Annotated in this window: 11 protein-coding genes; 4 read left to right on the top strand and 7 right to left on the bottom strand. The window is 38.7% G+C overall.

What is annotated here, in order from left to right; all coding sequences use genetic code 11:
- Window positions 1-20 precede the first annotated feature (20 nt).
- From ACFILN_RS06135 to rpmB, 3 genes are all read right to left on the bottom strand, one after another.
- Window positions 21-215 carry a HaeIII family restriction endonuclease gene (locus tag ACFILN_RS06135; protein WP_375630741.1) on the bottom strand — a complete coding sequence of 65 codons (195 nt, stop codon included), beginning with the start codon at window positions 213-215 and terminating at the stop codon, window positions 21-23.
- Window positions 216-1,358: 1,143 nt separating this feature from the next.
- On the bottom strand, window positions 1,359-2,042 hold the full coding sequence (locus tag ACFILN_RS06130; RefSeq protein ID WP_375637337.1) for a VUT family protein: 684 nt from the start codon (window positions 2,040-2,042) through the stop codon (window positions 1,359-1,361).
- A 119-nt stretch (window positions 2,043-2,161) separates the two neighbouring features.
- Entirely contained in the window at window positions 2,162-2,479 is a 318-nt protein-coding gene (gene rpmB / locus ACFILN_RS06125; protein WP_273787609.1) for a 50S ribosomal protein L28, read from the bottom strand.
- Between the two features lie 297 nt (window positions 2,480-2,776).
- Here rpmB and ACFILN_RS06120 point away from each other — a divergent pair, with 297 nt between their 5' ends.
- The 3 genes from ACFILN_RS06120 to ACFILN_RS06110 all read left to right on the top strand — a co-directional run bounded on the left by ACFILN_RS06120 (window position 2,777) and on the right by ACFILN_RS06110 (window position 6,399).
- The gene (locus tag ACFILN_RS06120; RefSeq protein WP_375630704.1) at window positions 2,777-3,559 is read left to right on the top strand and encodes an SURF1 family protein; all 783 of its coding nucleotides are present in this window, start codon (window positions 2,777-2,779) and stop codon (window positions 3,557-3,559) included.
- A 718-nt stretch (window positions 3,560-4,277) separates the two neighbouring features.
- Window positions 4,278-5,897: a bifunctional phosphoribosylaminoimidazolecarboxamide formyltransferase/IMP cyclohydrolase gene (gene purH, locus ACFILN_RS06115; protein WP_375671085.1), complete on the top strand. Its 1,620-nt coding sequence runs from the start codon at window positions 4,278-4,280 to the stop codon at window positions 5,895-5,897.
- Between the two features lie 349 nt (window positions 5,898-6,246).
- The gene (locus ACFILN_RS06110; RefSeq protein WP_273790070.1) at window positions 6,247-6,399 is read left to right on the top strand and encodes a DUF1127 domain-containing protein; all 153 of its coding nucleotides are present in this window, start codon (window positions 6,247-6,249) and stop codon (window positions 6,397-6,399) included.
- A 915-nt stretch (window positions 6,400-7,314) separates the two neighbouring features.
- Here ACFILN_RS06110 and ACFILN_RS06105 read toward each other — a convergent pair.
- The 3 genes from ACFILN_RS06105 to htpX all read right to left on the bottom strand — a co-directional run bounded on the left by ACFILN_RS06105 (window position 7,315) and on the right by htpX (window position 11,583).
- Window positions 7,315-9,060 (bottom strand): heparinase II/III family protein, encoded by a 1,746-nt coding sequence (locus ACFILN_RS06105; protein ID WP_375658005.1) that lies wholly within the window; start codon window positions 9,058-9,060, stop codon window positions 7,315-7,317.
- Window positions 9,061-9,124: 64 nt separating this feature from the next.
- Entirely contained in the window at window positions 9,125-10,489 is a 1,365-nt protein-coding gene (locus ACFILN_RS06100) for an RsmB/NOP family class I SAM-dependent RNA methyltransferase (RefSeq protein WP_375671083.1), read from the bottom strand.
- A gap of 47 nt (window positions 10,490-10,536) precedes the next feature.
- On the bottom strand, window positions 10,537-11,583 hold the full coding sequence (htpX, locus tag ACFILN_RS06095) for a zinc metalloprotease HtpX (protein ID WP_375659680.1): 1,047 nt from the start codon (window positions 11,581-11,583) through the stop codon (window positions 10,537-10,539).
- A gap of 83 nt (window positions 11,584-11,666) precedes the next feature.
- Here htpX and ACFILN_RS06090 point away from each other — a divergent pair, with 83 nt between their 5' ends.
- On the top strand, window positions 11,667-11,882 hold the full coding sequence (locus tag ACFILN_RS06090) for a DUF1674 domain-containing protein (protein ID WP_273790074.1): 216 nt from the start codon (window positions 11,667-11,669) through the stop codon (window positions 11,880-11,882).
- Window positions 11,883-12,017: 135 nt separating this feature from the next.
- Here ACFILN_RS06090 and rpsP read toward each other — a convergent pair whose 3' ends face one another.
- Window positions 12,018-12,392, bottom strand: coding sequence for a 30S ribosomal protein S16 (gene rpsP / locus ACFILN_RS06085; RefSeq protein WP_273787601.1), 375 nt, complete (start codon window positions 12,390-12,392; stop codon window positions 12,018-12,020).
- Window positions 12,393-12,408: the final 16 nt, after the last annotated feature.

Below are 12,408 nucleotides of genomic sequence, written 5' to 3'. Positions count from 1 at the left end.
TTAAAACATTATCTCTATCATTAAACCATCGGAATTTGATGACTAACAACCTGAGAAGATAATCCCACAAATTGAATATCGAACTTTAAAGAAGCTTCTACTTTACTGGATGCATTATGAATCCTAAAAGAAATGCTCCAACCATCTTCAAAAATTATAATGAGTTTGTTTTTACTTTCTGGTTTTAGTGCAACTGATAAAACTTTTCTTGGAATTTTTCATTTACGTCCATATCCCAGAGTGCCATTCAAATTAAAAGACTGAATAATTACCCGTTTTTGTCTCGATCTTGTGTTATTTCATTATATTTAAATATTGAAATACACGTATATAGAAAAATATCTCCACTAGACATAGCTCTAAAGTGCTGCTCTCACAGAAAATATAATGCATAGACTTTCACCTTCAGTAACACAAAAAGATAAAAGTTGTATTTATTATACGCAAAAAAAGAATCATCCAAAGAGGATATTTTAAACACTAAGAATTATTTTATAAAAGAATCAGCATAAATGGATTCATAGCGATTTTTGCCGAAAAATCGCTAAAGCAAGCGAGAGCCAACCTGTTCCTAACCTTCCCAAAACAGTACTCACCACGGGTGATCTATCAACATAAGCTCCCATCTCCTGGATAAAAGAAAAAATCTTTACTCACATAAAATATAAGAAAAACACGAAAAAAAGAATATTACTTCATTCACGAAAAAGAACACACCATTATATATCTTATCCGCACTCCTACTTTAAAGAAACATTCTTCCTTGCTTCCAAGCTTATTTCACGACAGCGCCCATATATGGCATAATGCAAAATCCAGAATCATCCTTTACTTTACAAGCTACAAGCCAAAAGCAAAATCCTACTTTCAAGCTTCCAATGTTTTTAAGATAAATCAATATACTTCCAGCGCCTAATATTGCACTTCTATTACATTAAAGCTCTTCATAAGAGTATTGCTTTCTCAAATGACGTGTCCGCACGCCAATTCCTCTTATAACATAGGCAAGCAAATGATTTTTATTAACTCAATATAAGAGTATTTAAAACGCGTAAAATTTTATGATATTGAGCTCTTTCACTCAAATAAAAAATATAAGTTATCATTTTAAATCAATCTATTAATAAACATCAGTTGCAATTTCTGTCACATTTAATCATTTGTAAAAAGTATATTTAGCCCCTTCTCAAACAAATGACTTTATCTTTTCCTCACAAGAGAATTTTGAAATAAAAAACGCGTTTTGTGTTGGAGCTCTTACTTAAGTTGGCAAATGATAAAGTATCCATTATAAATAACGTGCCACACCAAGCATAGCGTACAATTTTCTTGGCTTCATGAAAAAAAGACAAAAATTATTATTTGTGACAAACAAAAGAAGAATCATCCTTTGAATGACTTTGATAAAGAGGAAGCTTTACAATATTAAGAATTGTCCCATAAGGAATCAACATCAACAGGCTCATAATAATTTTTACCGAAAAATCACCAAAAGCAAGCGATAGCCAAACTGGCATGCCTATCCCTCCCAAAACAGTACTCTCCACCAGTGAACTATCAGCATACCCTGTTATCTTATCAAGAACAGAAAACGAGCTAGAAAAAGCAAGAGCAAAAAACAGCACTGTATCCAAAGCTGAACCAACCAACGCTGCTGCTAAAGGTGCTTTCCACCATGTTTTACGTCGTAAAGGAGTAAAAACAACAATATCAAGGAGTTGCCCAAATAAAAATGCAAAACTAGAAGCAAGGGCAAGCCGTGGTGTCGCCAATATCCAAGAAACAAAGACCCCCGCAAAAAAACCAGCATAAACCACACGCCGCGCCGCAGATGGACCATAAAAACGATTGGTTAAATCATTGATCAGAAAAGCAAATGGATAGGTAAAAGCCCCATAAGTCAACAGCTCATTTAAATCAAACCAATAGACAGGATATTGAACCAAAATATTAGAAGCCGTAACAGCAAGGCACATTGCAAAAATAGAAAAAACAACATACCTTTTCTTTTGCTGTTCTAATAAAGGACCGCTTGAAGACATTTTTTTAACCTGGGATATGGAACCAATAAAATGAAACGATCAACCTGCAAAAAACTTAACTTCTAGAACAGAAAACCGAAATCAAAGCGTTAATAAACCAAAAAGAATAGCGCTAACAATTACGCTGCTTGTTCAGCCTTTTGCTCACCTTCTTGCTCAGCTTTTTTCTTAATGATTTGGCGTTTTAGCAAACGCGCACGTTGCGACAACTCTTTATCATCTGCTTTAACTAAAAAACCATCAAGGCCACCACGATGCTCAACAGAACGCAATGCACTTGCTGAAATACGCAAGCGATAACTTTGCTGTAACACCTCTGAAATCAATGTCACATTGCAAAGATTTGGTAAAAAACGACGCCGTGTCTTATTATTCGCATGGCTAACATTATTACCATACAGAACCGTTTTCCCTGTCAATTCACATGCACGAGACATAAACTTCACCCTTAAACTCTAAGAAACTTTCAAATCCCCATACCCAAAGGACACAATGAACGCAAAACACGCGCAATGCAACCTTGAACGGGCATCATTGGGAAGTTTCTTTCTAATAGGGGGTCGACAACAAAAGGTCAAGTCTTTTATAAAACCTTTTTCATCTCTTGTTGGCTCATTTTTCATCTTTTTCCTCAATAAGACGTGCAAATTCCGCCAAAAAGCGTACAAAATGTTTTTTTTAAATACATACCATGTTAGAATAAAAGCCTATTGTCCCGAAAGGAAGCATAAATCATGAGCAAAAAAGGGCCCCCCATGACAAAGCTTCAGGGAAATTCTTGCCGTTTTTCTTCTTTTTTATTTGGAACTTTATGTATTTGTTTTTTTCTTCTCTTCAGTGCATTAGGTATATGGCAAGTACAACGGTTAAACTGGAAAACAAATCTTATCACCAGTGCTAATCAGCGCATTCATTTACCCCCCATAAAAGCCCCCAAAAAAAATCAATGGTCAGATGTTACTTTTGAAAAATATGAATATCAACCTGTTGTTATCACAGGAAAATTTTTAACAGATAAAAATATCTTAGTCACTGCTGCCGCTCAAAATACTACAGGCTATTGGGTTTTGACTCCTTTACAAACTGCTGATAATACACTGATCTTTATCAACCGTGGCTTTATCCCCATGGATGAACGTAATAATTTTCAAAACTCAGAGAAATCGCATACAAATGCCTCATCTCAGCAAAATTCTACCACGGACACAGAACAAACAATGATTATAGGTTTATTACGCATGAGTGAAAAAAATGGATTTTTCCCGCGTAAAAATAATCCTGACAAAAATTTATGGTATACGCGCGATCTCCCCGCTATGGCACAAAAACTTGGTTTGTCCACTGTTGCTCCTTATTTCATTGATGCCAGAAAAACATCTCCACAAGCAAATCTTCCCGTCGTTGGTCTTACGATTATTCATTTTCGAAATAATCATCTCGTTTATGCAATCACGTGGTTTATTTTAGCTGCTGGTGTGTTAGGAGGTTTTCTTTTTCTGCTACGGCAAAAAAACTAAAAAAATACCTTTTCCATCTCAAGTAACAAAAATTTTTAGAATCTTGAAAACTGATAAAGAGAATAGAATCTACCAACTTGCGCCTTTGTTAAATAAAGATCATAGGCATACAATAGATCTTTATACCATTCACAAAAGATTTACGCGACACTCTTTAAAAAATCATCATAAAATGAGGGTTTATTCATTAAAAATGTAATGCCCAAAAATGTGAAGCAATGCATTATCTCCACTCTATAAAAAATTCACTCTTAAAAAACATTGTCATAAACGCTTTTGAAAAACATAAAGCCAAATTTAAAAATGATAGGAAAGATAGGCACTCATTTTTGCCTTTATAATTTTATATTCTTGCTTCATTAGATTGTTTCCCATTTCAGAGATTATTCCAATTGATATACGTAATACTTTCGCCTTCATATAGTATAAAAGCTAATATAGCAGAGAACATACGGAGGCATTTTTTGTTTCACAACTGCTATGAAGATGAGATGTTGAGTTATAAGCAACAAAAAAACATTTAATTTCTCAACGCGACTTTTATACCTATCACCACACCTCAAATGAGAGGTTTTTACAGGATAATAGAAAAAGGTGAGCATCCTATATTCTAAAAAGACAGTTTATCCTTTCAGTGTATTTTGCTAAAGGCTTATGCTATAAACGTATAAGCGTGTTTTACTAGAATTTTAACTCTTTCATTTTTAAGGCTTCTGTTATGGGTGTTGTTGCCAAAAATTTTCCCATACCTGATCTTCATCGGGTTCGTCGTGTTCTCTTTTCTGTGTCTGATAAAACGGGTGTGGTTGCTTTTGCACAAGCCCTTCATGCTACTTACAATGTTGAATTAATTTCAACAGGAGGAACAGCAAAAACCCTCATAGAAGCTGGTTTACCCGTAAAAGATGTTGCTGAAGTTACCGGATTTCCTGAAATAATGGATGGGCGTGTAAAAACACTCCATCCTTTGATTCATGGTGCTTTGTTAGGGGTAAGAGAAGATCCTAGCCATAGGGAAGCTATGGAAAAGAACAGCATTCATGGAATTGATCTTTTGGTGGTGAATCTTTACCCTTTTGAAGAGACGATCCTATCGGGAGCCGATGGGCAAACGATTCTTGAAAATATTGATATCGGTGGACCGGCGATGATTCGCGCCGCGGCAAAAAATTATGCTTATACCGGTGTTGTAACAGCGATAAAAGATTATGATTCGATTCTAGCTGAATTAAAGCAGCATAATGGATGTTTAAGCTTATCTATGCGTCATCAGCTAGCAATGCGCGCTTATGCACACACCGCTGCTTATGATACGGCAATAGCAACGTGGTTTGCACGGGATTTAAAAATTGAAATTCCATCATGGCAGAGTTTTTCCGGTCATCTTGAAAGTGTTATGCGCTATGGGGAAAATCCACATCAACAGGCAGCATTTTATCGCAATAATGAAAAACGTTTTGGTATTGCAACAGCAAAACTTTTACAAGGCAAAGCGCTTTCTTATAACAATCTGAATGATACAGATGCAGCCTTTGAGCTTGTGGCAGAATTTGATCCGCAAAAAACCGCTGCTGTCGCTCTTATTAAACATGCCAATCCTTGTGGTGTTGCGGAAGGAGAAAATTTGAAAGACGCTTATTTGAAAGCTCTTATGTGTGATAATGTATCGGCATTTGGTGGAATTGTTGCTTTAAATCAAACCCTTGATGAAGAATGTGCTGAAGAAATTGTTAAAATTTTCACAGAAGTGATTATTGCTCCTGATGCCACAATGGCAGCACGTGAAATTATTACCCAGAAAAAAAATCTTCGTTTGCTCATTACAGGTGGAGTTCCTGATCCACGCTGTGGAGGACTTCTTGCGAAAACACTTGCAGGAGGCATTTTAGTGCAATCACGTGATAACGTGGTGGTGGATGATCTTAAATTGCAAGTAGTGACAAAGCGGGCACCAACTCAAGATGAAATGCGTGATCTTCAATTTGCTTTTCGTGTAGCAAAACACGTTAAATCAAATGCTATTGTGTACGCGAAAAATAGCGCAACAGTTGGAATTGGAGCCGGACAAATGAGCCGCATCGATTCAGCAAAAATTGCTGCAAGTAAAGCCGCAGAAAGTGCGCAAAGAGCAGGCTTAACAGAAACCCTTACAAAAGGATCTGTTGTTGCATCAGATGCATTTTTTCCTTTTGCAGATGGTTTATTAGCAGCAGCTGAAGCAGGGGCAACAGCAATTATTCAACCAGGAGGCTCCATGCGTGATGAAGAAGTTATCGCCGCTGCTGATGCACAGGGTTTAGCAATGGTTTTTACAGGAACACGACACTTCCGCCATTAATAATTTTGCTGATTCCCTCTTCGTATGAGACAAATGTTTCAAGGAATTTTTCATAATCATCGTATAACTATTGATAACTATTGAAATGGAAGCAGTTATTCAATCCAAAGAATCTACACGTGAAGAAGTTTATCACCGAAGAAAATGCACATAATTTAGCCATTGTTTAGGGAAAGAATATTGTTCTTGTTGATATTTTTAATGGTTGCCCTTTCACATGAGGAAAATGTTAAAGGGATGTTATCTTGTATGTAGATGCATACCTGTTATGATATTATAACACAACTCTTTTTAGTAATATGCTCTATTCTTAAACTAAAGAGTGTAATGAAAAGTTTGAGTAGAGGATATGAATATTCTACGTTTTTATAGTAATTGGCGCCGTTATCGTCGAACCGTTAATGCGTTAAGTCGTCTTTCAACATATGAACTCAGCGATCTTGGAATTTGTCGAGGTGATATTGATTCAATTGCACGACGTTATTCGCGTAAATCTTTATGAAAGTTGTTTGAGATATTTGAGAGAATGCTTTGCTCTGAAAAAGCGTGCATTTTGTGATTTGTTATTACGCCTTCATTTTTAAGAGCAGAAGAGTTGTTTTTCTCAGCCATTGCTGTGTATTGTTTCTCAAATTTTCAGTGTTTCTGTGATATACAACATTTGATTTATAATGATAATTTAGCGTTATTCATATTGAATTAGAACTCCGAATACCGTGAGATTCTTCCATTTCAAATCTATGTATGTTGAATCAACCAAAACCATTCGCCTGCACGTTACAAGCGGGGAGAGCTGTATGGATAAAAACTATTAAGAAAAGGCTAAAAATGCCTCTTATGAACCATCTCTAGTGCCAAGAGTTGTTACAAACATTGGGCACTGATAAATAGTGTGATAGTGCCGAACTGCTCCTTCATAAGCATAAAGATGGGGGGTGCTTAATGGATTTACCGTTATACCCATCACGGGCATCGTCGCAAAATAGGCTTGGAAGCATTAAGGAATTTTTCTTTAAAATAAGTCCGTGAATATACAATACAATAGCGCTCTGTTTTTCGTGAGGAGTGTAGCCCTATTAATGCAACTCTCTCAGAGATAAATATTGATCCCAACAGCACACTTAAAAACTTATCGAAGATAAGCAACGGCTTAATTTTCTCTCCATATCTTTAAAGATATGAAGATCCTTAACCAGTACTCATCTGTCAACAATGGTCTTTCCAAAAACTTTTTTTCTGGAGCCAATCCCTTTTAGCATCACCTCATGAGATTCTATGAGCAAACCTTGCCTAAAAACATCCAACCCATACTCTAACAAAACTCTTCATGTATAAAATTGATATGATCTTCAAATTTTGAGAATATTACCACAATAAACGATAATGTTTTGCGACACGCAAGATAAAACGCAATATACTATGGGTTGGAATAATGTTCTAATTTTTTATCAAACGCTTTACGGATAAAACGCCAACGAACTTTTTCCTGAAATGCTGGACGAAAATATAAAACAATCTGTTGTGTCCGTTGTGGACCTGTTAATTCTGCAAAATCAATCGAATCTTCAAGACAAATATCTGCGTCAGGCGATATAAAATACCATACTTGTTCGCTCTTCACGTTCTCATTCTTTACGGTTAAACATACACGTTTGCCATCATAGTTAACTTCAACTTGTGGATGAAGATGAAACCGAACAGCAACATGATTTTTTTCATTTTGCACACTCTTGTGTCTCTTTCCCCCTTTATTGGGCATAAAAAAGCGATCAAAACCCTCAATCATATCTCCATTTGTCGCCAAAATAAGACCACGCTCATGAATAAGATTAAAGGGTCGCATATAACCATTATGACTCGCAATAAAACCCGTCTTCTCTGAATCCTCTATACGGCACACTTGAACATCTGTTGGTCCATCAAACAAAAATGGCGCGCCATTTTTCTTTTTATGATAAAAAGCACCTACTGAACAATCATTAAGCGTAGCTGTTGAATGTGCTGCAGTAACACGCCCTAAATGTCGATAATCTTCCCGCCCATCAGGATTAACACCGGTATTGATAATAAAACGGTGCCCTTGTGAAGACATTTCAAAAGACAAACACCCCGAACAAGCCTGCTGTGCTACAGAGCGGGGTGGAAACTTTCCTGTATCTGCAAGCACTGTTGTTTGATTGGCTTTTAAGCGCTGAAATCCTGAATAACGGGCATAACTAAAAGGATGGCCTCCTGTTTCATCAAGCTCCAAAAGTGATGATAACCGTTCCGATACAAGGGGACCAACCCCATTAAAATGGGCCAACGTTTGATCCTCATGGATAAAGAATCGTAAAGCTGGCAACATACGCTCAACAGAATCAATCAAAATACGGGGTGCTGTTTCATTGCTACGCATAAAAAGATGCCGTAACGACAATAAATCCGATAACAAATTCAGCAAAATAACAGGACTACGGGAAATATGCCCACCATCAACTAGGATTTGACGGGAAAGCTCCTCTATAAGTGTGGTTTGTACCTTTTTTTTCACTGCCGCTGAAACAGGCAAAGCAAGAGATGCGAATGTCAAAGCCACTGCTGCTTGTAAACGTTGATCATTGTGCTCCATACTACAAATTGTTACGCGCAAATAACGAAATTGCAAACCAAGTGCACGTAAAAAGCGTTTTTCAAACCGTTCACTTGCCCCTTCTAACAACATTTTCGAATGACAAATCCATGAAATCAAGCGCCGCGCCACAACAGGATCACTCCAAGCAAGCCCTTTTACCTTCTTACCAGCATGGTCAAACCAGTCTTCTAAAAGAGAGCGTGCATGTGCAGAAGCTAAATCACTTCCTGCTGCCTCCATATGGCGCAACCAATGAAAATCATGTAGAGCCGCTTCCCATTCTAGCGTTGGTGGAACCAATGAAAACGGAGAAACAGCACCAGAATGAACAATGTGACCAGCAAAAGCAAAACGACCATGATAAAATTCATGCGCCATCATCGGATCAGCTACATGCAAATCCATGGGATGCGCTAAAATTTTATGAGGACGAAACCCTGAAAACCGCCAACGAAACAATGGTCCAACCCATAAACGCCGCATAACATTCTGTATCGTATCGATACAGGCTGCCACTTTTACCTGAGGAGCTTTTACCGCAACCGCCAAAATTTTATCTCCATTTATGCTGAATCAAATACAATTTCGACCATTTTTGTAAATGAAGCGTTAATTAAGCAATTTTTCGTAAGCGCGCAGCAAAAAAACCATCCATTCCTAAAAATACGGTTTTCTCAGCATCAAAATTTTTATGACAAAAATCCGCAGGCGTTGTCCGTAACATCCCCCCACAAAGCAAATGTTCCAGTGCTCCCATTTCCTCTGGATAAATAGGGTCTAAAACAATGTCATTGCGTGTCGATAAAATTTTTTCAATAAGATCTTCACCTTCTTCTCTTGCCAATGAACAATTGGAAAAAACAATCCGTCCCCCCTCCTTTACCAAAGAAATTGCTGCGACAAGCAAATCATATTGCAACGCCACTAACTTGACGATATCTTCCCTCGATTTCGTCCATAAAATATCCGGATGACGACGGATTGTTCCTGTAGAAGAACAAGGAGCATCAAGAAGAACTGCATCAAAAAGCTGTGTGGGATAGAAATTTCTCACATCGCCCTGCCAAATGTGAACTGAAAAATGAAGCCGTTCCATATTTTCTTTTAAACGCTTTACGCGGTTAGCAGAAAGCTCAATTGCTGTCACCTCTGCCCCTTGCAAAGCCAATTGTGCTGTTTTTCCCCCAGGGCTCGCACAAAGATCAGCAACGCGTTTACCCTCAATACTCCCAAGTAAACAAGCAGGCAAAGCTGCTGCAAAATCTTGGACCCACCAAGACCCTTCACGATAGCCTGGTAAATCAGAAACAGAACACTCCAGACGCTTCAATCGAACAGAACCATTGGGCAATACCACACCGCCAAGCCTTTCAGCCCATCCACCACTATCAGATTTCACTGTCAAATCGAAAGGAGGTTCCACACTTTGAATTGCGATAATCTGATGTGCCTTTTCTGTTCCATAAGCTGATATTAAAAGCTGTCCAAACCACGCTGGCACACCTTCAATGGTAGGAACTTGTTGACGTAAAGGCTCTGCCTCACGTGCAACATTGCGCAAAAGAGCATTCACCACCCCTGAAAAACGGCGCATTCGAGGATCAAGTTTCGCCACACGCACAGCTAAATCAATAGCCGCATGATCGGGAATATCAAGATAAAGAATTTGTGCAACACTGATATGCAAAAGATGCTGAAGTGAAAGTGCTTGTGAAGGCAAAGGACGCGCCAAAAAGCGTGAGAAAGCCGCCATAATCTGCCCTCGATGACGCAATGAAGCTGTTAAAACAGCCCGACATAACAAACGATCTCGTTGTGAAAGCTTCAAATATTGTGGATGTCCGTGTTCATTATCCGTCAAACCAGACAGAGGCGTGTACTTATCAACTACCGCCCCCAAAAGACGCACACACACCTGTCGAACAGCTAATCCTGGAACATTTTTTTCAGACACATGCCCCGCTTTTTTGTGTTTCAAACCACCACCTTTATATCACAGTTTTCTCAAGAGCTCCCTCAATAATTCTATGAACGAGATCTTTTTGAATTTTCATAACGAAGCCAAGAAGGACGTTTTGTAACACGCTGAAAAGAACTATTTTCTTTCTCACCTAATGCATGAGTCTGACCACTATGAAAATCTCCATAGTTCATCCCGCTGCTTTTTTCATGTATAGCGTCTTCTTTATTCCATCCCACACTTTTGGCAAGAGCCCCTTTCATCTCTTCTGCTTGCTGATAAAGAGCAGCAATACGATTTGCAGTTGCTGGATGTGTCGAAAAAAGACTATCCGCTCCCTCACCGCTCAAAGGATTAATAATAAACAGATGCGCGGTTGCTGGATTATGCTCTGCTTCTTCATTATATACCCCACGTCCCCCATCAGCAATCTTACGCAATGCCGAAGCCAACCATAAAGGATTACCACATATTTCAGCCCCTCTCCGATCCGCAGCATATTCCCGTGTACGGCTAATCGCCATTTGCACCAGCATCGCTGCAAAAGGCGCCACGAGCAATGCAATAAATCCTCCAATTGCCCCAGCGCCATGAGAATCTTCTGAAGAGTTACGCTGTCCTCCCATAAAGAAAGCAAAATTACCAAGCATTGAAATTGCCCCTGCAATCGTTGCGGTCAGAGTCATTGTTAACGTATCACGATGCTCAATATGTGCGAGCTCATGCGCCATAACGCCGGCAATTTCCTCAGCGCTTAACCGCTCTAACAACCCAGTACTTGCAGCAACAGCTGCATTTTGCGGATTACGTCCCGTTGCAAAAGCATTTGGCTGTGCATTCTCAATAACATAAACCTTTGGTTGAGGAAGAGAAGCCTTTTGTGCTAAATCGCTTACAATCTTATAATAAACTGGTGCTGAATGCTGATCAACTTCACGCGCCCCGTACATGCGTAAAACGATTTTATCTGAATTCCAATAAGAAAAAAAGTTTAAACCACTTGCCATCAAAAGAGCAATGACCATGCCACCGCCCCCTCCAACAAGATAACCAACTCCCATAAAGAGAGCAGTTAAAAAAGCCAAAAGCATAGCTGTACGCATTATATTCATTACTCAAAAAACTCCATGATAAAAGTCAATCAATACTATATGATGGTGTTTTCTTTCTGCTTCTTCAATGGAATAGGTGTAAAATGAATAAAAAAGATGAGAAAACAAGCAAAAAAAATGCAACTGTCGTTAAACAGCAATCTCTTTCTCCCGCAGCACAACGCGCCCTTAAAGAAGCTGAAGAAAGACGAAAACGCGCAGCAAAAAAAGAACAACCTTTAGAAAACGGCGGACGCGGCGGCAAAGACCCTTCCCGCTATGGAGACTGGGAAATTAAAGGCCGCGCCATTGATTTTTAAAACCATTGATTTAAAAAAAACGGCGCAATTTAAACAAGCAGCTTTTTAATGAAAATCCGTTTTTGATAGACAAAAACGGATAATATTTATTTTTCTAAAGCTTTTAAAAACACATTGATTAAACAATCATGCTTCTTATGCTGAAGCAGATTCTGCTTCAGCCGCTGCCGCTGCTTCTTCTGCTGCTTGCTTTGCTGCTGCTATACGTTCTTGTGCTTTTTTACCCGGTTCACCTTTATGTGGATTATTACGAGTTGGACGCTTTTTCAAGCCAGCTGCATCTAAAAACCGTAAAACGCGATCTGTTGGTTGAGCCCCTTGCCCAAGCCAATATTGGATACGTTCTTCATTAAGTTTCACCCTCGGTCCATCTTTAGGCAACATTGGATCCCATGCACCAACACGTTCAAGAAACCGCCCATCGCGCGGACTACGAACATCTGCAACGACGATATGATAGTAAGGACGTTTTTTTGAACCTCCACGGGACAAACGAATTTTCAATGCCATATTTTATCTCCTATTG

The organism is Bartonella sp. CL434QHHD (assembly GCF_042195145.1).
In the GTDB taxonomy this organism is placed as follows: domain Bacteria; phylum Pseudomonadota; class Alphaproteobacteria; order Rhizobiales; family Rhizobiaceae; genus Bartonella.
Note: the sequence above shows the minus strand (reverse complement) of the source record. Positions and strands in the feature narration are given on the sequence as shown.